The organism is Rhodovarius sp. (genome assembly GCF_040399605.1).
Lineage (GTDB): Bacteria > Pseudomonadota > Alphaproteobacteria > Acetobacterales > Acetobacteraceae > Rhodovarius > Rhodovarius crocodyli_A.
This window is the reverse complement of sequence record NZ_JBBARU010000004.1, coordinates 1-21,966: the sequence shown is the minus strand read 5'-3', so window position 1 is coordinate 21,966 and position 21,966 is coordinate 1. Positions and strand designations below refer to the sequence as shown.

Annotated in this window: 24 protein-coding genes and 1 pseudogene; 20 read left to right on the top strand and 5 right to left on the bottom strand. The window is 65.9% G+C overall.

Annotated features, from left to right (window positions below):
• The first annotated feature begins 36 nt into the window (after positions 1–36).
• From ABWP84_RS02285 to dnaQ, 14 genes are all read left to right on the top strand, one after another.
• Positions 37–261, top strand: a complete 225-nt coding sequence (locus tag ABWP84_RS02285; protein WP_353210374.1) for a zinc-finger domain-containing protein — start codon at positions 37–39, stop codon at positions 259–261.
• A gap of 33 nt (positions 262–294) precedes the next feature.
• Complete coding sequence (gene polA / locus ABWP84_RS02280) at positions 295–3,045, top strand: DNA polymerase I (RefSeq protein ID WP_353210373.1); 2,751 nt, start codon at positions 295–297, stop codon at positions 3,043–3,045.
• 2 nt (positions 3,046–3,047) lie between these two features.
• Complete coding sequence (locus ABWP84_RS02275; protein WP_353210372.1) at positions 3,048–4,232, top strand: MFS transporter; 1,185 nt, start codon at positions 3,048–3,050, stop codon at positions 4,230–4,232.
• Positions 4,232–5,206 carry a phosphoribosylaminoimidazolesuccinocarboxamide synthase gene (locus ABWP84_RS02270; RefSeq protein WP_353210371.1) on the top strand — a complete coding sequence of 325 codons (975 nt, stop codon included), beginning with the start codon at positions 4,232–4,234 and terminating at the stop codon, positions 5,204–5,206. Before ABWP84_RS02275 ends, ABWP84_RS02270 begins: the two co-directional genes overlap by 1 nt.
• A 38-nt stretch (positions 5,207–5,244) precedes the next feature.
• Positions 5,245–6,066 (top strand): SDR family oxidoreductase, encoded by an 822-nt coding sequence (locus ABWP84_RS02265; protein ID WP_353210370.1) that lies wholly within the window; start codon positions 5,245–5,247, stop codon positions 6,064–6,066.
• Positions 6,063–6,455, top strand: coding sequence for a dihydroneopterin aldolase (folB, locus tag ABWP84_RS02260; RefSeq protein WP_353210369.1), 393 nt, complete (start codon positions 6,063–6,065; stop codon positions 6,453–6,455). The genes ABWP84_RS02265 and folB overlap by 4 nt, the downstream gene beginning before the upstream one ends.
• A 317-nt stretch (positions 6,456–6,772) precedes the next feature.
• The gene (gene uvrC, locus ABWP84_RS02255; protein WP_353210368.1) at positions 6,773–8,659 is read left to right on the top strand and encodes an excinuclease ABC subunit UvrC; all 1,887 of its coding nucleotides are present in this window, start codon (positions 6,773–6,775) and stop codon (positions 8,657–8,659) included.
• A 48-nt stretch (positions 8,660–8,707) separates the two neighbouring features.
• A complete protein-coding gene (gene pgsA, locus ABWP84_RS02250; protein WP_353210367.1) occupies positions 8,708–9,286 on the top strand; it encodes a CDP-diacylglycerol--glycerol-3-phosphate 3-phosphatidyltransferase in 579 nt (192 codons plus the stop codon).
• 72 nt (positions 9,287–9,358) lie between these two features.
• Complete coding sequence (locus ABWP84_RS02245) at positions 9,359–10,003, top strand: hypothetical protein (protein ID WP_353210366.1); 645 nt, start codon at positions 9,359–9,361, stop codon at positions 10,001–10,003.
• Between the two features lie 3 nt (positions 10,004–10,006).
• The gene (gene moaD, locus ABWP84_RS02240; protein WP_353210365.1) at positions 10,007–10,258 is read left to right on the top strand and encodes a molybdopterin converting factor subunit 1; all 252 of its coding nucleotides are present in this window, start codon (positions 10,007–10,009) and stop codon (positions 10,256–10,258) included.
• Between the two features lie 2 nt (positions 10,259–10,260).
• Positions 10,261–10,704 carry a molybdenum cofactor biosynthesis protein MoaE gene (locus tag ABWP84_RS02235; protein ID WP_353210364.1) on the top strand — a complete coding sequence of 148 codons (444 nt, stop codon included), beginning with the start codon at positions 10,261–10,263 and terminating at the stop codon, positions 10,702–10,704.
• Between the two features lie 53 nt (positions 10,705–10,757).
• Positions 10,758–11,591, top strand: a complete 834-nt coding sequence (locus ABWP84_RS02230) for a shikimate dehydrogenase (protein ID WP_353210455.1) — start codon at positions 10,758–10,760, stop codon at positions 11,589–11,591.
• Complete coding sequence (coaE, locus tag ABWP84_RS02225; protein ID WP_353210363.1) at positions 11,588–12,175, top strand: dephospho-CoA kinase; 588 nt, start codon at positions 11,588–11,590, stop codon at positions 12,173–12,175. The genes ABWP84_RS02230 and coaE overlap by 4 nt, the downstream gene beginning before the upstream one ends.
• Entirely contained in the window at positions 12,172–12,858 is a 687-nt protein-coding gene (gene dnaQ / locus ABWP84_RS02220; protein WP_353210362.1) for a DNA polymerase III subunit epsilon, read from the top strand. The genes coaE and dnaQ overlap by 4 nt, the downstream gene beginning before the upstream one ends.
• Here the strand turns inward: dnaQ and ABWP84_RS02215 are convergent.
• A complete protein-coding gene (locus tag ABWP84_RS02215; protein WP_353210361.1) occupies positions 12,851–13,582 on the bottom strand; it encodes an SDR family oxidoreductase in 732 nt (243 codons plus the stop codon). The genes dnaQ and ABWP84_RS02215 overlap by 8 nt on opposite strands.
• A gap of 169 nt (positions 13,583–13,751) precedes the next feature.
• Here ABWP84_RS02215 and ABWP84_RS02210 point away from each other — a divergent pair, with 169 nt between their 5' ends.
• The 6 genes from ABWP84_RS02210 to folE all read left to right on the top strand — a co-directional run bounded on the left by ABWP84_RS02210 (position 13,752) and on the right by folE (position 18,674).
• Entirely contained in the window at positions 13,752–15,566 is a 1,815-nt protein-coding gene (locus ABWP84_RS02210; RefSeq protein WP_353210360.1) for an ATP-binding cassette domain-containing protein, read from the top strand.
• 120 nt (positions 15,567–15,686) lie between these two features.
• Positions 15,687–16,169: a 30S ribosomal protein S6 gene (gene rpsF / locus ABWP84_RS02205; protein WP_353210359.1), complete on the top strand. Its 483-nt coding sequence runs from the start codon at positions 15,687–15,689 to the stop codon at positions 16,167–16,169.
• On the top strand, positions 16,166–16,444 hold the full coding sequence (gene rpsR, locus ABWP84_RS02200) for a 30S ribosomal protein S18 (RefSeq protein ID WP_353210358.1): 279 nt from the start codon (positions 16,166–16,168) through the stop codon (positions 16,442–16,444). The genes rpsF and rpsR overlap by 4 nt, the downstream gene beginning before the upstream one ends.
• 24 nt (positions 16,445–16,468) lie before the next feature.
• A complete protein-coding gene (locus ABWP84_RS02195; RefSeq protein ID WP_353210357.1) occupies positions 16,469–17,356 on the top strand; it encodes a hypothetical protein in 888 nt (295 codons plus the stop codon).
• An 11-nt stretch (positions 17,357–17,367) separates the two neighbouring features.
• Positions 17,368–17,919 carry a 50S ribosomal protein L9 gene (gene rplI, locus ABWP84_RS02190; protein WP_353210356.1) on the top strand — a complete coding sequence of 184 codons (552 nt, stop codon included), beginning with the start codon at positions 17,368–17,370 and terminating at the stop codon, positions 17,917–17,919.
• A 128-nt stretch (positions 17,920–18,047) separates the two neighbouring features.
• Positions 18,048–18,674: a GTP cyclohydrolase I FolE gene (gene folE / locus ABWP84_RS02185; RefSeq protein ID WP_353210355.1), complete on the top strand. Its 627-nt coding sequence runs from the start codon at positions 18,048–18,050 to the stop codon at positions 18,672–18,674.
• Positions 18,675–18,788: 114 nt separating this feature from the next.
• Here the strand turns inward: folE and ABWP84_RS02180 are convergent, their stop codons facing one another.
• The 4 genes and pseudogenes from ABWP84_RS02180 to ABWP84_RS02165 form a co-directional block, all read right to left on the bottom strand.
• Positions 18,789–19,670: a polyphosphate kinase 2 family protein gene (locus ABWP84_RS02180; RefSeq protein WP_353210354.1), complete on the bottom strand. Its 882-nt coding sequence runs from the start codon at positions 19,668–19,670 to the stop codon at positions 18,789–18,791.
• Complete coding sequence (locus tag ABWP84_RS02175) at positions 19,667–20,872, bottom strand: MFS transporter (RefSeq protein WP_353210353.1); 1,206 nt, start codon at positions 20,870–20,872, stop codon at positions 19,667–19,669. Before ABWP84_RS02175 ends, ABWP84_RS02180 begins: the two co-directional genes overlap by 4 nt.
• Complete coding sequence (locus ABWP84_RS02170) at positions 20,869–21,729, bottom strand: endonuclease/exonuclease/phosphatase family protein (protein ID WP_353210352.1); 861 nt, start codon at positions 21,727–21,729, stop codon at positions 20,869–20,871. The genes ABWP84_RS02175 and ABWP84_RS02170 overlap by 4 nt, the downstream gene beginning before the upstream one ends.
• Before the next feature lie 9 nt (positions 21,730–21,738).
• Positions 21,739–21,966 (bottom strand): annotated as a pseudogene (locus ABWP84_RS02165) (hypothetical protein); the annotation flags it as partial.

The window sequence follows — 21,966 nt, the reverse complement described above, 5'->3', positions numbered from 1 at the left end:
CCGGCTATGCCGGGGGCTCGACAGCACGAGGCCCCCATGCGCGACCCGCAAATGACCGGCTACGGCCCCAAACTCACCCCCGGCGTCACGCCGGAAGACATTCTGCCTGCGCATTCGCGCAGCGTGGCCTGCGATGGCGGCGGCGGCGCGCTGGGCCACCCGCTGGTGATGCTGCGCATCGAGGATACCCAGGTGACCTGCCCCTATTGCAGCCGCACCTTCCGGCTGGAACCGCATGCGGGGCATGGCGGGGAGCATTAGGATGCGCCATTGCCGCAGGAGCCACGCGCCGCGATGAGCGAGGATAAGCATCTCATCCTGATCGATGGCTCGGGCTATATTTTCCGGGCCTATCACGCGCTGCCGCCGATGACGCGGCCGGATGGGATTCATGTCAATGCGGTCTTCGGCTTCTGCCAGATTCTCTCGCGGTTTCTGGAGGCGCATTCGGCGAGCCATATCGCCGTCGTCTTCGACACCGCGCGGGTGACCTTCCGCAATGAGTTTTATCCGCAATACAAGGCACACCGGCCGGACCCGCCGGAGGAACTCATCCCGCAATTCGCCCTGATCCGTGAGGCCACCGATGCCTTCGGCGTGGCGCGGCTGGAATTGCCGGGCTTCGAGGCTGATGACCTGATCGCCGCCTATGCAAGGGCGATGGAGGAGGCGGGTGGGCGCACCACCATCGTCAGCTCCGACAAGGACCTGATGCAGTTGATCCGCGCCAGCGTGATCATGCTAGACCCGATCAAGCAGAAGCCGATCCGTGAGCCTGAGGTTTTCGAGAAATTCGGCGTGACACCGGACAAGGTGGTGGAGGTGCAGGCCCTGGCCGGCGACGCCACCGACAATGTGCCCGGCGTGCCCGGCATCGGCATCAAAACCGCAGCCCAGCTCATCAACGAATATGGTGACCTCGAGACGCTGCTCGCCCGCGCCGGCGAAATCAAACAACCCAAGCGGCGCGAGGCGCTGATCGAGAATGCCGAGAAGGCGCGAATATCGCGCCGGCTGGTGCAGCTTGATGACAAGGCGCCGCTGCCGGCGGCGATCGAAACGCTGCTGGCCCGCTCGCCCGAACCCGCGCGGCTTGCCGGCTTCTTCCAGGCGCAGGGCTTTCGCAGTCTTTTGTCGCGGCTGGGCCTGGGCGATGCCAAGGCCTCCATCCCCGCCATGGTGGCAGCCCCCGCCATGGTGCCGGCCGCCGAGGGCGATATCGCCTTTGGCCCCTATGAGACCATCACCACCGAGGCCGGGCTGCGCGGCTTCCTCGCTGGCATGGATGGCATTTTGGGCTTCGACACCGAGACCGACAGCCTCGATGCACTCAATGCCAGGCTGGTGGGCATTGCGCTTGCCACAGCACCCGGCCGTGCCGCCTATCTGCCGCTGCGCCATGGCGGCGGCGACATGCTGAGCGGCCCGCCGCCCGAGCAATTGTCGCAGGATGCCGCCCTGGCCATCCTGCGTCCGGTGTTGACCGACCCTGCGGTGCTGAAAATTCTGCACAATGCAAAATACGATATCGAGGTGATGGCCCGGCCGGAGAATGGCGCCGTCGCCATCGCACCCATCGATGACACAATGCTGATCTCCTACAGCATGGATGCCGGCCGGCACGGGCAGGGCATGGATTTCCTGGCCCAGCAGCACCTCAACCACGCGCCCATCTCCTTCGACAGCGTGACCGGCACCGGCAAGGGCCGCATCACCTTCGACCGCGTGCCCCTGGACCGCGCCACAGCCTATGCCGCCGAGGATGCGGATGTGACGTTGCGCCTCTGGCAGAAGCTGCGCCCCATGCTGCGCGAGGCGCAGGCCCTGGCGCTCTATGAGCAGGTGGAGCGCCGCATGATACCGGTGCTGGCCGCGATGGAGACCGCCGGCATCAAGGTCGATGGCGCCGAGTTGGCCCGTATCGGCCAGGATTTTACTGAGCGCCTGGTGGTGCTGGAGGCAGAGGCGCACAGGGTGGCCGGCCGCGCCTTCAATGTGGCCAGCCCGAAGCAATTGGGCGAAATCCTGTTCGATGAGATGGGCCTGAAGGGCGGCAAGAAGGGCAAGACCGGCGCCTGGTCCACCGATGCCAAGGTGCTGGAGGAGCTGGCCGCGCAAGGCGCTGAACTGCCAAAGGTGGTGATGGAACACCGCCAGCTGGCCAAGCTGAAATCCACCTATGTTGAGGGGCTCACCGCGCAATTGGCGGTGGATGGCCGCATCCACACCGATTTCGCCATGGCGGTGACCAGCACCGGCCGGCTCTCCTCCAATGAGCCAAACCTGCAGAACATCCCCATCCGCACCAAGGAGGGCATGCGCATCCGTCAGGCCTTCGTGGCCGAGCGCGGTCATCTGCTCATGAGCGCGGATTATTCTCAGATCGAGTTGCGCCTGCTCGCCCATATGGCCGATGTACCGACACTGCGAGACGCCTTCGCCCAGGGCCTGGACATCCATTCCCGCACCGCGGCCGATATTTTCGGCCTGCCGCTCGATGGGGTGGACCGTGAGGCAAGACGCCGGGCGAAAGCGATCAATTTCGGCATCATCTATGGCATGAGCGCCTTTGGCCTCGCCGCCCAGCTTGGTATCGGGCCGGGCGAGGCCCGCGGGATCATCGATGCCTATTTCCAGAAATACCCCGGCATCCGCGCCGAGATGGATCGCCTGAAGCAGGAGGCGAAGACGCTGGGCTATGTGCTCAGCCCCTTCGGCCGCAAGCTCTGGATCGCCAATATTGCCGCGAAAGACCCCATTCTGCGGTCTGGCGCCGAGCGTCAGGCGATCAATGCCCCCTTCCAGGGCGGCGCGGCTGAGGTGATCAAGCGCGCCATGGTGCGGGTGCCGCGCGCCCTGGCCGATGCCGGCCTGAAGGCCCGCATGCTGCTGCAGGTGCATGACGAATTGGTTCTTGAGGTGCCCGAGACCGAAATGGAGGCAACAGGCCGCGTGCTGCGCGACACCATGCAGAATGTGGCCATGCTGCGCGTGCCCCTGCTGGTCGAGGTCGGCCAAGGCCGATCCTGGGCGGAGGCGCATTGAGAATGTTCGAAGCCAGCGAAAAGCGCGTCCTGCTCTCGATATCCGGGGCGCATTTCATCAGCCATTTGCATCTGCTGGTGCTGCCGCCGCTCTTTCCCTTGCTGCGTGACAGCATGGGGGTGAGCTTTCTCGAGCTTGGTCTGGCCATCACCGTGCTGAATGTGGTGACAGCCCTGACCCAGGCGCCGATGGGTTTTCTGGTGGACCGCATTGGCGCGCGGCGTGTTCTGGTAGCGGGGCTGTGCCTGGGCGGGATGGCCTTCATCCTGGCCGGCATTGGCAATAGCTACCCCGCGCTGCTGGTGGCCGTCGCCATGGCCGGGCTGGCCAATGCCGTTTATCATCCGGCCGATTACGCGATCCTGGGCAGTGCCATTGGTGAGGCGCGGGTGGGTCGGGCGTTTTCCATCCATACCTTCGCCGGCTATGCCGGCAGCGCTGTGGCACCCGCCCTGATGCTGGCCCTGGCCTGGGGCTTTGGCCTGCGAGGGGCATTGATCATCGCCGGGTTGCTGGGGCCTGTGGCGGCGCTGCCCATCCTGCGCGAGGCACTGGCCGAGCGTGTGCCGCCGCCTCGCGCCAAAGCGGCACCGGGTGGCCCCAGGATCATCAGCTTCACGGTGGTGCTGCTGATCGGCTTCTTTGTCCTCCTCGCGCTTTCCAGTGCCGCTGTGCAGGGTTTTGGCGTCTCGGCCTGGAACGGGCTTTCGGGTCTTTCCTTGGCGGCTGGCAATACGGCGCTGACGGCCTGGCTGACCATGAGCGCGCTGGGCGTGCTGGCCGGTGGCCATGTGGCTGACCGCACCCGACGCCATGGCCTGGTGGCGGCTGGTGGTCTGGGTGCCTCGGGGCTGCTGATCCTGCTGGGTGGCACAGTGCCCATGGGCCTCGTGCCGCTGGTGGCGACCATGGGCCTGGCTGGATTTCTCTCCGGCCTGATCATGCCATCGCGTGATATGCTGGTGCGCGCGGCCGCCCCGCCTGGTCAGGCGGGCGCAATGTTCGGCGTGGTCAGCACCGGGTTTTCTATCGGTGGGGTCTTCGGCCCGCCACTCTTTGGCTGGCTGCTGGATCATGGGCAACCCGAGACATTGTTTCTCCTTGCCAGTGCCAGCCTTGCCCTCGCCGTTGTGGTGACGGTCTGGCAGGATGCGCGGGGCCGTGCGCGGAGGATGCAATACGCCTAATGGATATCGAAACCCTCCGCCGGGCGGCGAAGCTGTTGCCCGATGCCACCATCGCCGAATTGCCGAACCATTACAGCGGCAAGGTGCGCGACAATTACGACCTGCCGGATGGCCGTCGGATCATCATCGCCACCGATAGGCTCAGCGCCTTTGACCGTATTCTCTGCGCTGTCCCCTTCAAGGGCCAGGTGCTGACGCAAACGGCGCGGTTCTGGTTCGAGCAGACTGCCGATCTATGCCCCAACCACGTGCTCTCCTACCCCGACCCCAATGTGGTGGTGGGCCAGCGTCTGGACATCCTGCCGGTGGAGATTGTGGTGCGGGACTATCTGGCGGGCAGCACCGGCACATCGGTGCTCACCCTCTACAAGGCCGGCCAGCGGCAGATGTATGGCCATACCCTGCCCGATGGCCTGCGCGACAACCAGCGCCTGCCGCAGCCCATTATCACCCCCACCAGCAAGGCCTTCCATGGCGGGCATGACGCGCCACTGACGCCGGCCGAGATTCTGGAGCAGAATTTGGTCACCCCGGTGCAATGGGAGCAGCTCAGCGCCTATGCCTTCGCGCTTTTCGCCCGTGGGCAGCAGATTGCGGCGCGCAATGGGCTTATTCTGGTCGATACCAAATACGAGTTCGGCACCGATGCCGCGGGCCGCATCATCCTGGCCGATGAAATCCACACCCCCGACAGCAGCCGCTATTGGCGCGCATCGAGCTATCAGCCCCGCTTCGAGGCATCCGAGCGGCCGGAGAGCTTTGATAAGGATTTCGTCCGCAATTGGGTGGCCGCGCGCTGCGACCCCTACCATGACGACATCCCCGAGATTCCCGAGGAGCTGATCCTCGCCACGGCCGCAGTCTATATTGAGGCCTTCGAGACCATCACCGGCCAGAACTTCACCCTGCCCGAGGAGCCCGGCACGGTGTTGCAGCGTATTCGCGGCCATCTCGCGGAATTCATGCGCGGCTAGCAGCCAGGGCTGGGACGGCCCAGGCTGCATCAATGGCCATGACGGGCTTGCTTGACCGTCTCGGCGGTACCTATATGCCGCCTCCCGCCGGCCACGAAAGCTCCGCCACCATGAACCTGACCTCTCGAAATGTGCTGGTGACGGGTGCTGGGCGTCGTCTGGGCGCCGCCATTGCCCGGCGCATGGCTGCCGCGGGTTGGGGGGTGGTGCTGCACCACAATGCATCGGGTGCCGATGCGAAGGCGCTGGCGGCTGAATTGCCGCGGGCCTGGACCATTGAGGCCGATCTCGGTGATGCCGCCGCCGCAGCGGCACTGCCCGCCCGCGCCGCCGCGCTGTGCGGCGGGCTGCATGGGCTGGTCAACAATGCGAGCCTCTTTGAATACGACAACCCGCGCGCTTTCGACCCGGCGCGCTTTGCCCGTCACATGGCGGTGAACCTCCTGGCACCGGCGCTGCTGACCCAGGGCTTTGCCGCTGGTTTGCCCGAGGGTGAGGATGGCGCCGTGGTCAATCTGCTCGATAATCGGCTCTACGCCGCCAATCCGGATTATTTCACCTATGCGCTCTCCAAATACGGGCTGGCCGGTATGACGGAAATGCAGGCCATGGCCTTGGCGCCGCGCATCCGGGTCAATGGCGTGGCGCCAGGCCTCGCCCTGATCTCTGGCACCCAGTCCGAGGCGGATTTTCAGCGCACCCGGGTCAATAATCCCCTGGAGCGCGGCGTCACCGCCGAAGATGTGGCCGAGGCGGTGGCCTATCTGATGTTGGCGCCCAGCACCACTGGTAGCGTGATCATTGTCGATTCGGGCCAGCGGCTGCGCCGGCCTGGCCGCGATGTGGCCTTCGCGGCGTGATCAATGCCCCCGATGTTAACCGCCGCACCCGCCTCGTCTTTGTGCGCGGGTTGGAACTCGTCGCCCGTTTGGGTGTCCATCCGCATGAGAAGGCCGCGCCGCAGCGCGTGGTGATCGGCGTCGAACTCGAGGTGCATGATGAGAGCGCGCCGGACGGGATTGGCCCCGATGCGCTGGAGCGGGTGGTGGACTACCAGGCCGTTGTTCATGTCGCGCGGGCAGCGGTGGCTGCGGGGCATGTGCTGCTGGTGGAAACCCTCGCTGAAACCATCGCGGCCACCGCCTTGCTGGATTTCCGCGTCATCAAGGCGCGCATCACCATCGAAAAGCCCGACGCTTTTCCGGATGTGGCCAGTGTCGGCGTTGTTATCGAACGGACAAGAGATTGAAATATTTGGTCTCTTTGTGGTGCGCTCGCCACAATTCGTCCACCGGGTTGGCTTGGCAGCACCTTGGGTTAGAAAACCAGACAAAAGACATGTAAAAGTTACGCTGCAATCATAGCGACTTACAAAAAAACGTACAAAATCAACGCATTACAATTTATGCTTAAGGCTTGGGCAAGGTGGGCGAATCGGCGGTCATCCGCCGAATTCGGTTGGATATGATGGCGATGCCCACAGGTTTATCCACAGAAAGCGTGGAGAACTGATCCACCGCCGCCGCGGGCTTGAGCCCAGGCCGCCATTCCGCCACACCAGGGGGAATGCTCCCCGATCCAGATGCCTCCCTTCCAGAGCCGGGCGATGCCGCGCCCGTGAATGGGCTTGCGGTGATCGAGGCCGCGCTGCCCAATCTGCCGCTCAGCCCGGGCGTCTATCGCATGCTCGATGCCCGCGGCGATGCGCTTTACGTGGGCAAGGCGCGCGCCATCCGCAAACGCGTCACCAGCTATACCCAGACCGCGCGCCTGCCCGAACGGCTGCGCCGCATGGTGTTCGAAACCCGCAGGCTAGAGGTCATCACCACCGCCTCCGAGGCTGAGGCACTGCTGCTTGAAGCCAATCTCATCAAGAAGCTGCGGCCGCGCTACAACATCGTCCTGCGCGACGACAAATCCTACCCTTGGCTGATGATCAGCGAGGACCACCCCTATCCGCAGGTCGCCAAGCATCGGGGCGAGCGCCGCAAGGGCGCCACCTATTTCGGCCCCTTCGCCAGCGTCTGGGCGGTGAACCAGACCATAACCGCGCTGCAGCGCGTCTTCCTGCTGCGCACCTGCCGCGATACGGTCTTCGACAGCCGGGACCGGCCATGCTTGCTTTACCAGATCAAGCGCTGCTCGGCCCCCTGTGTGGAGCGGATCAGCAAGGATGATTACGCCGATCTGGTCAGCCAGGCCCGGCAATTCCTCTCTGGCGAGACACCCTCGATCCAAAAGGAACTGGCGCGCGAGATGGAACAGGCGGCCGAGGCGCTGGAATTCGAGCGCGCTGCCTCCCTGCGCGACCGTATCCGGGGCCTGACCTATCTGCAGGGCAGCAGCCGGATCAATATGGATGATGTGGGCGATGCCGATGTGGTGGCGCTGCACATGGCGGCGGGCCAATCCTGCGTGCAGGTCTTCTTCTTCCGCGGCGGCCGCAACAACGGCAACCGCCCCTATTTCCTCAGCCATTCCAAGAGCGACATCACGCCCGAGGCAGTGCTGGGCAGTTTTCTCGGCCAGCTTTACGAGGACCTGCCGCCCCCGCCCCTAGTCCTCCTCAGCCATGATCCGGATGATGCCGCCCTGATCGGCGAGGCGCTGAGCTTCAAGGCCGAGCGGCGGGTGGAATTGCATCGCCCCCAGCGAGGCGACAAGCGTGCCGCCGTCGAACATGCCCAGACCAATGCGCGTGAGGCGCTGGAGCGCAAACTGGCCGAATCCACCGCCCAAACCGCCCTGCTGGAGGGGGTGGGCAGGCTATTCGACCTGCCCGAGCCGCCGGCCCGCATCGAGGTTTACGACAATAGCCACATCATGGGCAGCAACGCCTATGGCGCCATGATCGCGGCCGGCCCTGCCGGCTTCCTCAAATCGGCCTATCGCAAATTCGCCATTCGCGAGGCCAAGGGCGGCGATGATTTCGGCATGATGCGGGAGGTGCTGGAGCGCCGCTTCGGCCGCGCGCTGAAGGAGGACCCCGGCCGCGATGGCGAGACATGGCCAGATCTGGTGCTCATCGATGGCGGCCAGGGCCAGTTGAACATCGCCCGCGAGGTGATGGCGGAACTCGGCCTGGAGGATATTCCACTGGTCGGCGTGGCCAAGGGCGTGGACCGTGATGCCGGGCGTGAATGGTTCCATATCGCCGGACGCGAGGCCTTCCAACTGCCACCGCGGGACCCGGTCCTGTATTATTTGCAGCGCCTGCGTGATGAGGCGCATCGCTTTGCCTCCGCCACCCATCGCGCCGGCCGCTCCAAGGCACTGACGAAGTCTGAATTGGATGACGTGCCCGGGGTTGGTGCCGCGGTGAAGCGGCGCCTGCTGAACCATTTCGGCTCTGCCCGGGGGGTGCGCCAGGCGGGAATCGACGATTTGACCAATTGCCCGGGCGTGGGGGCTGGACTGGCTCGTCGGATTCACGAGCATTTCCATCCCATCTGAACGCCACAAGGGCTGACCAACGCCACAAGCCTGGGCTAAAGCAATATTGTGCCGTTCGATCTTCCCAACCTTCTCACCATCAGCCGCATCGCGGCCATCCCCCTTTTGGTGGCGATGGTCATGCTGCGCAGCCCGCTGGGCGATATGGCGGCCTGTGTGGTCTTCGGCCTGGCCGCCATCACCGATTACTTCGACGGCAAGATCGCCCGCGAGCGCGGCATCACCTCTGGCTTCGGCGTGATGCTGGACCCCATCGCCGATAAGCTGCTGGTCGCCGCCGCGCTGATGCTGCTGGTCGGCTTCGACAGGCTGGATGACCGCGCCCTGCTGCCCGCCATCATCATCATGCTGCGCGAGATTCTGGTCTCCGGCCTGCGTGAATATCTGGCGACATTGCGCGTGGGCATGCCGGTCACCCGCCTCGCCAAATGGAAGACCGGATTCCAGATGGGCGCGCTGGGCACCTTGCTGGCGGGCGATACTGGTGCTCGCGTCATCGGCCTTGGATGGCTTCCGGTGGCGGCCATTGGTGAGGTGATGCTATGGGGGGCCGCTGCGCTCACGCTCATCACCGGCTGGGATTATTGGGTGGCTGGGCTGAAATACGCGGCGAATGATAAGGCATAGACGTACCAGCGGCCTTGAGCCTTCGGCGCAGGCAGAGCATGTTGCGGAGCGGCACGAATTGCGGGGCATCGGATGACGCGGATTTTTCGGTTACTGATACTGGCCTCGGCCTGCGGCCTGAGCGCCTGCACCCAGATGGATGGCGTGATCACCCGCGGCTTCGCGAGCGTGAACGGGTTGAGCCTGATGTCCACTTTCGGTGGCATCACCGCTGCCCCCATCCCCAACAGCACCACCGTGCAGCGGGTGCGTGCCGGTGGTGGCAATGCGGGGCTCGATCCGCTCCAGCCTGAAGAAGGCAATGTCTGGCCGCCCGAGGAAGGCCCCCGCGCCACCCTGGCCAATCCCGATGAGGCCCTGCGCGGCATTCCAGGTTACCAGCCTGGCACCCAGGCCAATTCGCCATTGCCGCAGCGCGGTGAAAGCCCGGCGCGCCGTCCCGCCCGCGGCAGCGACGCAGCCTTCGAGCCGCCGCCGGGCTATATTCCGCCGGGCAGCACCGTTTCGGCGCCGGTGGTCACCCAGCCGCAAACCACCATGCCGGGGAGCGCGGTCAATACCGGCGGCACCAACCGCACCATCACCGGCAGCAGTGGCAGCGTGAGCACCACCATGGGGCCCGCTGGACAGTCCGGTGTGCTGCTCGGCCGCCCGGGCGAGGTGCAGATTCTGCAGGAGCCGGGCCGTCCGGCGCAACAGATTCTGCCTGGGCGCTGATTGATGCGGATCCTCTACTTCGCCTGGGTGCGGCAGAAGGTGGGGATCGCTGAAGAGGTCCTTTCGCCCCCCGCCGAGGTGAGGGACGTGGCGGGGCTTGTGCAATGGCTTTCCGCCCGCAGCCCCGGCCATGCCGAGGCCTTTGCCCAGCCCAGGCAAATCCGTGCTGCGGTGAACCAGGAATTTGCCCAGCCCGATTCGCCCGTGGCGGCGAATGACGAGATCGCCTTCTTCCCCCCCGTCACCGGGGGTTGAGCATGCCGCGCATCAGCGTGCAGGAGGCTGTTTTCGACCTGGCAGCGGAGAGCGCCGCCCTCTCCGCCGGCCGCGACGATATCGGCGGTATCGCCAGCTTCGTGGGCATTTGCCGCGCCGATGATGGCATCGCCGCCATGGTGCTGGAGCATTATCCCGGCATGACCGAGAAGGCGCTGGCCGGCATTGCCGCCGAGGCCGAGCGCCGCTGGCCATTGACCGGCTGCACCATCATCCACCGGGTGGGGCGGCTGGAGCCCGGCGCGCCCATCGTGCTGGTTCTGACCGCGAGTGCCCATCGCAGCGCGGCGCTGGAATCCTGCGCCTTTCTGATCGATTGGCTGAAGACCGGCGCGCCATTCTGGAAGCGCGAGGAATTCGCCGATGGCACCACCCGCTGGGTCGAGGCCCGGGCCGAGGATGAGGCCGCCACCAGCCGCTGGTAAGCCCCATGCTTGACCGCCCGCGCCGCGCGATGTGTGTTGCACCGATGGGACGGATCACCACAGGCAAGGCCATCACCGCAGGCGTTTTCGGCTGGCCAGCCGGACATTCGCGCAGCCCGCAATTGCATAGCCACTGGCTGGAGCGATACGGCATTGACGGCGCCTATGTGCCGCTGCCCGTACCGCCAGACCAATTCGAGGCCGCGCTGCGCGGCGTGATGGCCGCGGGCTTCGCCGGCGCCAATGTCACGCTGCCGCATAAGGAGGCCGCCTTCGCGCTCTGCGATGAGCGTGATGCCTCCGCGCTGCGCGCTGGCGCGGTGAATACCTTGGTCTTCCGCGATGGCCGTATCCTGGGCAGCAATACCGATGGCTTTGGCTTCCTTGAAAGCCTGCGCGCCGCCGCCCCCGCCTGGCGGCCCGAGTATGGCCCTGCGGTGCTGCTGGGTGCCGGTGGGGCCGCGCGCGCCATTGTCGCCGCCCTGCTCGATGCCGGCGTCCCGGAGGTGGTGGTGGTCAACCGCACCCCGGAGCGGGCCGAGGAACTCGCACGCGCCATCGGTGGCAATATCCGCGCCACCGCCGTGCCGCCGCTCTCCACCGCCGCCCTGCTGGTCAATACCACCAGCCTGGGCATGGCCGGCCAGCCGCCGCTGGAGATAGACCTCTCACCCTTGCCCGCCCATGCCGTGGTGGCCGATGCCGTTTATGTGCCGCTGGAGACGCCGCTGCTGCACGCCGCCCGCGCCCGTGGGCTGGCCGCGGTGCCCGGCCTGGGCATGCTGCTGCATCAGGCGCGTCCCGGCTTCGCCCTATGGTTTGGCGTGGAGCCGGTGGTGGATCAGGCGCTGCATGACGCGGTGGCCGCAGACATCCCCCGCCTATGAAGCGCATCGGCCTCACCGGCGGTATCGGCATGGGCAAATCCACGGCCACGCGCGGGTTTCGCCGTGCCCGGGTGCGGGTTTTCGATGCCGATGCGGCGGTGCATACCCTGCAGGCGCGCGGTGGGCGGGCGGTGGCGCCCATTGCCGCCGCCTTTCCCGGCAGCGTGGTCAATGGCGCCGTCAGCCGCGAGGCGCTGCGCCAGGCCGTGCTGGGCAAGCCCGAGGCGCTGCGCCTGCTCGAGCGCATCATCCACCCCCTGGTGCGCGACATGCAGCGCCGCTTCGTCGCCCGCGCGAGGCGCGATGGCCAGCGCATGGTGGTCTTCGATATTCCGCTGCTGTTCGAAACCCGTGGCGGGCGGGAATTCGACCTGGTGATCGTGGTCTCCGCCCCCGCCGCTGTGCAGCGCGCCCGCGTCTTGGCCCGGCCGGGCATGACGCCCGAGCGGCTTTCCGCCATCCTCGCCCGGCAAATGCCCGATGCCGAAAAACGCCGCCGCGCCGATGTGGTGGTGCGCACCGGCCTCAGCCGCCATCATGCCGACCAGGCGATTCGCCGCATCATCAGGGAGTGCCGCGCGTGAGCCGCGAAATCGTGCTGGACACCGAGACCACCGGCATCGAGCCCTCCGAAGGCCATCGCGTCATTGAAATCGCCGCCATCGAGCTGGTGAACCTGCTGCCCACCGGGCGGCATTTCCACACCCTGCTCAACCCTGAGCGCGATATTCCCGCCGATGCCAGCCGCATCCATGGCATGACCAGTAAGGATGTGGAAAACGCGCCGCTCTTCGCCCAACAGGTGGATGCCTGGCTGGATTTCATGGCCGATGCGCCGATCATCGCCCACAATGCGCCGTTTGATTTCATGCATCTGGATGCCGAATTGAAGCGCATTGGCCGGCCCGCCCTGCCGGCTGCGCGCATGATCGACACGCTGGCATTGGCGAAAAAACGCTTCCCCGGCATGCCCAATAGCCTCGATGCGCTGTGCCGCCGCTTTGATATCGACCTGAGCGAGCGCAGCACCCACAACGCCCTGCTGGATGTGAAGCTGCTCGCCAAGGTCTATCTTGAGCTGCGCGGCGGCCGGCAGCCCGGCCTCACCCTGGCCAGCAATACCACCGGCCCCGTGCTGGTGACCGAGGCGCGCGGTGAGCGCACGCCCCGGCCTATTGCGGTGCCGGCCGAGGCGGAGGCGGCGCATGCCGCCTTCCTGGCCAAACTGAAGGACCCGCTCTGGCTGAAGCTGGAAAGCCTCAGCTGAGCAACTGCCCGCCATCCACCACGATGGTGTGACCGGTGACCCAGGCCGCCAGCGGGCTGGCCAGGAAGAGCACTACATTCGCCACCTCTTCGGGCGTGCCCAGGCGGCCAAAGGGGATGGAGCCCAGAATCCGGTTATAGAGTGCGGGGTCAGAGCTCTTGCGCGCCTCCCACGAGCCGCCGGGGAATTCGATGCTGCCCGGCGCCACGCCATTCACCCGGATGCCCTTGGGCGCCAGCATGGCCGCCTGGCTCTGGGTGAAATTGATCAGCAGCGCCTTCACCGCGGCATAGGCTGGCGTGCGCAGGCTGGGGCGAAAGCCCGAAATCGAGCTCAGATTGATGATCGCACCGCCCTCGCCCATATGCGGCACGGCGGCGCGGCTGGCCCGCGTGGTGGCCAGAACATCCACATTCAGGCTGGCCTCCCAGCCCTCCTCGGTGTCCTGCGAGCCGAAGCCCGAGGCGTTGTTCACCAGAATATCAATGCCGCCCAGCGCCGCCGCCGCCTCGGCCACATAGGAAGCCACGGCCGGGCCATTGCCCAGGTCGCATACCGCTGCATGCGCACCCGCGCCCAGCAGGGCCTGGGTCTCGCGCAGCGGCCCCTCGCTGCGGGCGCAGATGGAGACGCGGGCCCCGGCCTGCGCGAAGGCCAGGGCGCAGCTGCGCCCAATGCCGCGGCTGCCGCCTGCCACAACCACTCTTTTGCCGGTAAAATCCATGATCCTGTCCTTCGTCGGAAAGTGGCGAGGCTATCAGCGCCGTGCCGGCTGTCTATGCCGCGACGGGCCGATTGGCGAAATCTGCCGCCACCTGGCTGCCCAGCCCGCTTCGCGCCTTTGGCGCGATCAAAGCGTTGACGTATGGCCGCCGCCGCCGCAAAGCCCGCTTATGGCCGCACCTCCACTGCTTCTGCTCACCGACATCAAGGCCAGCTTCGGCACCATCCCGCTGCTGCGCGGGGCGACGCTGAGCGTCTCGCCCGGCGAAAGGCTGGCGCTGGTTGGCCGCAATGGCTCGGGCAAATCCTCGCTGCTGCGCATCGCTGCCGGAACCACCCAGGCCGATGGCGGCACCCGCTTCCTGCAGCCTGGCGCCACCATGCGCTATTTGGCTCAGGAGCCGGACCTCTCCGCCTTTGCCACGGTGGAAGACTTTGTCATGTCCGGCCTCGGCCCGGCCGATGAGCCCTACCGCGCCCGGCAATTGCTCGCCGATCTCGGCCTGAGCGGCGATGAGGCGCCCGCCCGGCTTTCCGGTGGCGAGGCGCGCCGCGCCGCCCTGGCCCAGGCTTTGGCACCGCGCCCCGATATCCTGCTGCTCGATGAGCCCACCAACCATCTCGACCTGCCGGCCATTGAATGGCTGGAGCGTGAACTCAACGCCTTTCGCGGCGCGCTGGTGCTCATCAGCCATGACCGGCGCTTTCTGGAGCGCCTGTCCCGCGCCATGGTCTGGCTGGACCGTGGCACCACCCGACGCCTGGAGCAGGGTTTCGAGAAATTCGAGGAATGGCGCGACACCGTGCTCGAGGAAGAGGAGCGCGACGCGCATAAGCTGGCGCGGCAGATCGTGCGCGAGGAGCATTGGCTGCGCTATGGCGTCACCGCCCGGCGCAAGCGCAACGTCAAGCGCCTGGGAAATCTGCATGCGCTGCGCCAAAAGCACCGCGAGCGTATGGGCCCGCAGGGCGCAGCCAGGCTCTCCGCCAGCAATGCCGAGACCAGCGGCAACCTCGTCATCGAGGCCAAGGGCATTTCCAAGACCTTCGATGTGCCGGTGGTGGTCGATTTCTCCACCCGCATCATGCGAGGCGACCGGGTGGGCATTGTCGGCCCCAATGGTGCCGGCAAATCCACCCTGCTGAAAATGCTGACCGGCGAGTTGGCCGCCGATACCGGCGAAATCCGCCGCGGCACCGAACTCACCATGGTGATGCTGGACCAGCGCCGCGCCGAACTCGACGCCGACCGCACGCTGACAGAAGTGCTGACCGGCGGGCAGGGCGACCAGGTGGAGGTGAATGGCCAGCGCCGCCACGTCGTGGGCTATATGAAGGACTTCTTGTTCCTGCCGGAACAGGCGCGGACCCCGGTGCGGCTGCTCTCGGGCGGCGAGCGCGGCCGGCTGCTGCTCGCCCGTGCCCTGGCCCAGCCCGCCAATCTGTTGGTGCTGGACGAGCCAACCAATGACCTCGACCTGGAAACCCTCGACCTGCTGCAGGAATTGCTGGCCGAACACCCCGGCACCGTCATTGTGGTCAGCCATGACCGCGACTTTCTGGACCGCGTGGCCACCTCCGTGATCGCGCATGAGGGCGAGGGCCGCTGGCAGGAATATGCCGGCGGCTACACCGATATGGTGAACCAGCGCGGCTATGGCGTGCAGGCCAAGACCGAGGCCGAGGGCGCGCCCGTGGCCCGCGCCGGCCGTGCCGTGGCGCCGGTGCTGGAGAAGAAGCGCCTCAGCTTCAAGGACAGCCATGCGCTGAAAACCCTGCCCGGGGTGATGGAAAAGCTCTCCGCCGAGATCGAGGTGCTGCGAAAATGGCTGGCCGACCCCGGGCTGTTTGCCCGCGACCCGGGCGGCTTCAACAAGCGCAGCGCCTTGTTGGTGGAGAAGGAGGCGGCGCTGGCGGCGGCGGAGGAGGAGTGGCTGCGGCTCGAATTGCTGCGCGAAGAGGCTGAGGGCGCCCCCGCCGCTTGACTCGCGGCCGCGAAAAGTGTCTACGCCCCTCTTCCCTGCCGGCGCATGGCATGCGCCGGCTATGCCCATTTGAGCGGCCATTCCGGGCGCACGGGCTGAACCAACCCAAAGGGAGCACACATGCCGCTCTACGAATGCGTGTTTATTGCACGCAATGACGTGTCTCAGCAGCAGGTCGACCTCATCGCTGACGGTCTCACCACCATCATCACCGACATGGGTGGTGAGGTGAAGAAGCGCGAATATTGGGGTCTGCGCGGTCTCGCCTACAAGGTGAAGAAGAACCGCAAGGGCCATTACATGCTGCTGGGCATTGATGCCCCCGCGCCCGCCATCCATGAGATGGAGCGCCAGCTCGGCCTCAACGAGGATGTGCTGCGCGAAATGACGACGCGCATCGAAGAACTGAACCCCGAGGAGCCCTCGGCCATTCTCGCCAAGCGTGGCGATGATCGTGACCGTGAGCGTGGCTTCCGCGGGCCCAAGCCGGCTGGCCGCTTCGGCTCCGGCCGCGGCCGCGAGCGTGGTGATGAGCGCGAGGAATTCCGCGCCCGCCCCCGCGATGACATGGACATGATGGGTGGAATGGACGACGACCGATGAGCGATACTCCTGAAATGGGCATTGCCGGGCGCCGCCCGGCCGTGGGCGCCCGCCGCCCCTTCTATCGCCGCAAGAAGTCCTGCCCCTTCTCGGGCCCGGGCGCGCCGAAGATCGACTATAAGGATGTGCGCCTTCTCAGCCGCTTCCTGAGCGAGCGCGGCAAGATCGTGCCTAGCCGCATCACCGCGGTCTCCGGCAAGAAGCAGCGCGAGCTGGCGGTGGCGATCAAGCGCGCCCGCTTCCTCGCCCTTCTGCCTTACGTCATCAACGACTAGGACCAGGGCGGGCAGGCGCATCCCATGCAGGGCTTCAACAATCCGGCGGTGCTGGCGGCTTCGGCTGCGGGGCTGACCTCGGCATTGCTGATGCTGTGGGCGATGCGCGGCCTGCCGCTGGGCAGCGCGCTGCTGTGGCTGGCGCCGGCACCGCTCTTCTCCGTGGGGCTGGCCTTCGGGCCGGCCGGCGCGGCTTTGGCGGGGCTGGTGGGGGCTTTGGTGGTGGTGTTCTCCTCCTCCATGCTGGGGGCGGTGTTCTACGCGCTGCTCTTCGCCGTGCCGGTCTGGCTGCTGGTGGCGCTGTTTCTGCGGCCAGGCGGGGCGAGTGTTTCGGGGCCCTTGGCGGCTTTGGGGCTTTACCCGGTGGTGCTGTTGCTGGCCCTGAGCCTCTACTTTGCCAATGATGGCGGGCTGGAGGCGGTGCTGCGCGGCGCTGTGGAACAAGCCACCCGTCGCATGGGCCTGATCCTGCCCGAAGGCATGATCGATGCCGTGGTTCGGGTGAAGGCCGCTGCGGTGGGTTTTTGGCTCGCTGTTACGGCCATTGGCAATGCTGCTTTGGCGCAAGGTTTTCTGCGCCGTCGCGGTCTTAACCTGGCCGCGACACCTGACCTGGCCGAGGCCCGGATGCCGGGCTGGTACCTGGCTTTGCTGCTGCTCGCCGGCGGCGCTTTCGTGGTGGTGGGCGATGCGGTCACCCTCTCCATCCTGCTGTTGCTGACACTGCCTTTCTTCCTGATGGGCATCGGCGGCGTCCATAAACGGGTGCGTGGTTCCGGCGGGCGCGTCTGGCTCCTGGCTGGCTTCTACACCCTGATGGTGATCTTCCTGCAGATCATGGCGCCCGCCATGGTCGGCATGGGCCTTTACGAACAATGGGCGCGGCGCGCGGTGCCGCCGCCGCAGACCTAGGAGATTCTTCGATGATCGACCTCATTCTCATGCAGCGCGTCGACAAGCTCGGCCAGATGGGCGACCGCGTGACGGTCAAGCCGGGCTATGCGCGCAACTTCCTGCTGCCGCTGGGCAAGGCCATTCGCGCCAATAAGGCGAACCTGGAAAAATTCGAGGAAAACCGCGCCCAGCTCGAGGCGCAGAACCTCAAGCGCCGCGAGGAGGCCGAGCGCGTGGCCGAGCGCGTCGAGAATATGTCGGTCATCATCATCCGCCAGGCGGGTGAGAGCGGCAGCCTCTATGGTTCCGTCTCGGGCCGCGACATTGCCGATGCCTGCAAGGAAGGCGGCCTCACCGTCAACCGCCAGCAGGTCCTACTGGAGGAGCCGATCAAGACGCTGGGCCTCACCACCATCCGCGTGGAACTCCACCCCGAGGTGGTGATCCCCGTGATCGTCAATGTCGCCCGCTCCGTCGAGGAGGCCGCCCGCCAGGCCCGTGGCGAGGAGCCGATCCGCGAGGAAGAGCCCACGCTGGAGGCCGAACTGGCCGCCGAACTGGGCGCCGCCGCCCGCGATTGAGCGAGGCTTCGCGAAATTGTCACAGCGCCGCTTGCGCCGTGACAATTCGCCACCACCTCGCAGGTTCCTGACGATACGGGCGCGGTGCCTCGCCGCCCCGGCGCGTCAGCCAGGAATACCGTTCCATCATGAACAATCTGACCCAGAGCCTCGCCGGCGTCCCCCTTACCCGCCCGACACAGGCGGAGGCGGAGGAGGCGATCCGCACCCTGCTGCTCTGGGCCGGTGACGACCCCCGCCGCGAAGGCCTGCTCGATACCCCCAAGCGCGTGGCCAAGGCCTATCGCGAATGGTTCTGCGGCTATGACGAGGATCCCACCGAACTTCTCGCCCGCTCCTTCGAGGAGGTTGAGGGCTATGATGAGATGGTCGTGTTGCGCGACATCCGGCTGGAGAGCGTGTGCGAGCATCACATGGCGCCGATCATCGGCCGGGTGCATGTTGCCTATCTGCCGGCTGGCCGGGTGGTGGGCATCAGCAAGCTGGCCCGGGTTGTGGATGCCTTTGGCAAGCGGCTGCAAATCCAGGAAAAATTCACCGCCCAGGTGGCCAATACCATCCAGGAAGTGTTGCGGCCCAAGGGTGTGGCCGTGGTGGTCGAGGCGGTGCACCAATGCATGACCACGCGCGGTGTGCACAAGACCGGCGTGTCGATGGTCACCAGCCGTATGCTGGGCGGCTTCAGGGATGACCCCTCCACCAGGCGCGAATTCATGGCCATGATCCAGGGCGGGCGCGGCACGGTCGAAGGTTGAATGTCAAAGGCTTGCGCCGATTGAATCGCTGACACGTCGTTATCGGACAAATTCGCCGGGCTTTGTGGCGTTGACCCTGCCCATATAGGCGGGAGGGGTAGCCATTGGAAGAACTTATTCCTCTTCCTCTAAAATCCGCTTTGCCGCGGCCAATTGCGCGGCTTTGGCCGGGTCGGGGTCAGGGTAGCGCAACTCCAGTTTTTCCAGCGCATCGACCATGGCACCCACCACCACCAAGCGGGTGAACCATTTTTGGTCTGCCGGCACCACATACCATGGCGTTGTCTCGCTGGCTGTGGCGCGAATCGCTTTTTGATAGGCGCTTTGGTAGGCGTCCCAATGGGCGCGCTCGGTCACGTCGCCGGCGGTGAATTTCCAGTTCTTCCCCGGCTCCTTGATGCGGGCGAGAAAGCGGCGGCGCTGCTCTTCCTTGCTGACATGCAGAAAAAACTTCTGAATCACCATGCCCTGGCGGCTGAGATAACGCTCGAAATGGGCAATATCCTCCAGCCTCTCATCATAGATATGCTTGGTGACGAGATGCGGCGGGAGCTTCTGCCCCACGAGAATATTGGGGTGCACCCTCGCGATCAGCACCTCCTCATACCAGGAGCGGTTATGGATGCTGATATGGCCGCGGGCCGGCAGCGCCTGGACATGGCGCCAGAGGAAATCATGGTCCAACTCCGCCGCGCTGGGTGTCTTGAAGGGGGTCACCTCGCAGCCCAGCGGGTTGAGGCCGGAGAAGACATGCTTCACCGTGCCATCCTTCCCCGCCGCGTCCATGGCCTGGATGATGCACAGCACGCCCCAGCGGTCCTGGGCGTAGAGCTTGTCCTGCAATTCGGCGAGGCGCTTTGTGCCGGCGGTGAGTAGGGCGTCGGCCGCCTCGCGCTCCAGCTTCATGCCGCCCTGATCGGCCGGGTCGTGGTCCTTGAGCGAAAAATTGCGCCCATCGCTCACCCGGTAGCGTTTGAGCAGCTTGTCGAGCTTCATTCGCGTCGTCTCCACATCCACAGCATTGTGGCGGCCTGGAAGATGATGGTCGCCATCATTGCCCAGGCATAGCCCGTGGCGCTCCAGCCGCCCAAGGCGGTACGCGGCCAAAGGTCGAGCAGCGCGCCGATCATGCTCTGAAAAACGAAGACCAGCGCCAGCATGCTGCCATTGACCGCGGTGCTGACGCGCCCGGCGAGTTGCGCCGGAAAAGCCTGCGCCAGGGACGAATAGGCGGCCGAGGAGGTGGAGCCCGAGAGCGAGAAAGCCAGCCACATCAGCGTGACAAGCCAGGCATCGCGCGGGGCTACCACCAATATCAGCACCTGCATGGCCAGCATGGCGCACATGGCCACGATCGGCACGATCATCGGGCTTTTGCCGCGCGCCTGCAGCAGGCTGGTGATATTGCCGGCGATGAGGTTCCCAAACATCACGCCCAGCGCATAGAACAGCAGGGTCAAGGCGCGCATGCCATCTTCAAGCCCTGCCACATCGCGCAGCCAGGGGCCAAGCCAGAGCCCCTGATAGGTGAAATGCAGCGCGTTGAGCGTGGCAATGGCCGGTGCCATGCGGATGAAGACGGGGGCGGTGAAGATCGGCCCGAATTCACGGATTTCCGACCAGATGGATTTTTGCGCATTGCGCTTCGGGCTGGGCGGCACGGCCAGCCATATCCATAGCGAGACGCAGGCCGCCGCCATTGCCAGCACCCAAAAGGCGCCACGCCAGCCAATGCTGGGCAGCACCGCCTGCATCGGCACGGTAGCGCAAAGCCCACCAATGCCGCCGATAAAAACCCCAGCCCCGGTCAGTGCGGCCACGCGCTCCCGCGGGAACCACAGCGTATGCCCCTTGATCAGCCCAATCAGCCCCGAGGCGATGCCCATGCCGGTGATGAACCGCCCAAAGCCCAGCATGAAGGGCCCAGCCGCCGCCGCGCTGATGGCAAAGCCCAGGCAGGCAAGACCGGCCGAGGCGCATTGCACCCGCCGCGGCCCATACAGGTCCAGCGCCACGCCCACCGGCAATTGCATCAGCCCATAGGCGACAAAGAGAATGGCGCCGAGCAGCCCAAGATCCGCCGCCGAAAGGTCGAATTCGAGGGCGAGCAGTGGCCCAATCAAGGCCATCAGCGAGCGTGAGGCCTGGTTGATGACATTGACCAGCGCGAGGGGGAGGGTGACGTTGAAGAAATTCACGGAGTTCTGATCCGCACGGATACCGGGCAATGGTCCGAAAGCCTTTCCCGCGCGCGGGCATCGCGCTCGGCATAGACCATCACCCGCATGGAATTGTTGATAAGCCAGCCGCGTGCGGCACCGCCGAGGAGGATATGGTCGATGAAAGGCCGCCCGCCCCGCGCATCATTGGCAAAGCAGGGGTTGGAATAGCCTTCGGTGGCCCGGGTCAGGGGGGCGGCCTGGCTGAGCCGCGCGGCGAATTCATCCCCCGTGGGCATAAAGCGGCGGTTGAAATCGCCCAGAATGGCAAAGGCCACACCCTCCCGCTGCCGGGCGGTGATCCATTCGGCCAGGATATCGGCTTGCTGCGCCAGGCTCTCGCATTGCTGGCTGCTGGAAAGCGCCTCCTCGCGGCAGCCGGCATTGAGATGGATGGAGAGCAGGCGCAGCGGCGCACCCCCTGCCTCCACCGTCACATCGGTGCCGCGGCGCAGCGAGTAGCGGGCCTGCGGACGCAGATCGAGGCCGGCCAGATCGGCATTCTGGGTGACCCGCAGGCCGCGGCGGATGGCGAAGCCGGCGCGCTGGATGTCGTTCTCGGCCGGGAAGACCAGAGTATAGGCGCGCTCATCGAAGATTTTTCGCCCAGCCTCTGGGCCATCGATCTCCTGAAAGGCGATGATATCTGCCTCCAGCCGGGCGGCGTATTGGCGCAGCAGCGCCCAATCAGCCTCACTGCGGCGCGGGACGTCGCGCGGCACAGCCCGGTCATCGGCGCCGCGCAGCGTGGCCCAGGCGATGTTCCAGGTGGCGAGTTTGAGTTCGGCGGCCTGGGCGGGGGCCAGGAGAGCCAGGAGGAGGAGAAAGACGCGCATGCCCTCACGCTACAGGAGGAGGGCGGGTTGCGTCTGTAGGGGTGGGGTGAATTCGGGCAGGGGACGGGCGCCGCAGGCGGTGAGGTATTCGGCGATGGCGTCGAATTGCGGCGGCCAGCGCGTGCAATCCGCCGCATCGCCCCGCGGCACCCAGATCACCGTCTCACCGCGGGCGCGGGTTACTAGAACGCGATAGGTGTTGCGGACGAAATCGAATTCCTTCCGATCCATTTGCCA

What these genes read in the sequence shown, in the direction of transcription:
- ABWP84_RS02180 (WP_353210354.1), bottom strand. Translation starts at nt 19,670, where the DNA reads ATGAAGCTCGACAAGCTGCTCAAACGCTACCGGGTGAGCGATGGGCGC.
- polA (WP_353210373.1), top strand. Translation starts at nt 295, where the DNA reads ATGAGCGAGGATAAGCATCTCATCCTGATCGATGGCTCGGGCTATATT.
- uvrC (WP_353210368.1), top strand. Translation starts at nt 6,773, where the DNA reads ATGCTCCCCGATCCAGATGCCTCCCTTCCAGAGCCGGGCGATGCCGCG.
- ABWP84_RS02235 (WP_353210364.1), top strand. Translation starts at nt 10,261, where the DNA reads ATGCCGCGCATCAGCGTGCAGGAGGCTGTTTTCGACCTGGCAGCGGAG.
- rpsR (WP_353210358.1), top strand. Translation starts at nt 16,166, where the DNA reads ATGAGCGATACTCCTGAAATGGGCATTGCCGGGCGCCGCCCGGCCGTG.
- ABWP84_RS02245 (WP_353210366.1), top strand. Translation starts at nt 9,359, where the DNA reads ATGACGCGGATTTTTCGGTTACTGATACTGGCCTCGGCCTGCGGCCTG.
- ABWP84_RS02170 (WP_353210352.1), bottom strand. Translation starts at nt 21,729, where the DNA reads ATGCGCGTCTTTCTCCTCCTCCTGGCTCTCCTGGCCCCCGCCCAGGCC.
- ABWP84_RS02215 (WP_353210361.1), bottom strand. Translation starts at nt 13,582, where the DNA reads ATGGATTTTACCGGCAAAAGAGTGGTTGTGGCAGGCGGCAGCCGCGGC.
- moaD (WP_353210365.1), top strand. Translation starts at nt 10,007, where the DNA reads ATGCGGATCCTCTACTTCGCCTGGGTGCGGCAGAAGGTGGGGATCGCT.
- ABWP84_RS02270 (WP_353210371.1), top strand. Translation starts at nt 4,232, where the DNA reads ATGGATATCGAAACCCTCCGCCGGGCGGCGAAGCTGTTGCCCGATGCC.
- ABWP84_RS02210 (WP_353210360.1), top strand. Translation starts at nt 13,752, where the DNA reads ATGGCCGCACCTCCACTGCTTCTGCTCACCGACATCAAGGCCAGCTTC.
- ABWP84_RS02285 (WP_353210374.1), top strand. Translation starts at nt 37, where the DNA reads ATGCGCGACCCGCAAATGACCGGCTACGGCCCCAAACTCACCCCCGGC.
- ABWP84_RS02265 (WP_353210370.1), top strand. Translation starts at nt 5,245, where the DNA reads ATGACGGGCTTGCTTGACCGTCTCGGCGGTACCTATATGCCGCCTCCC.
- ABWP84_RS02275 (WP_353210372.1), top strand. Translation starts at nt 3,048, where the DNA reads ATGTTCGAAGCCAGCGAAAAGCGCGTCCTGCTCTCGATATCCGGGGCG.
- rpsF (WP_353210359.1), top strand. Translation starts at nt 15,687, where the DNA reads ATGCCGCTCTACGAATGCGTGTTTATTGCACGCAATGACGTGTCTCAG.
- rplI (WP_353210356.1), top strand. Translation starts at nt 17,368, where the DNA reads ATGATCGACCTCATTCTCATGCAGCGCGTCGACAAGCTCGGCCAGATG.
- coaE (WP_353210363.1), top strand. Translation starts at nt 11,588, where the DNA reads ATGAAGCGCATCGGCCTCACCGGCGGTATCGGCATGGGCAAATCCACG.
- ABWP84_RS02195 (WP_353210357.1), top strand. Translation starts at nt 16,469, where the DNA reads ATGCAGGGCTTCAACAATCCGGCGGTGCTGGCGGCTTCGGCTGCGGGG.
- folE (WP_353210355.1), top strand. Translation starts at nt 18,048, where the DNA reads ATGAACAATCTGACCCAGAGCCTCGCCGGCGTCCCCCTTACCCGCCCG.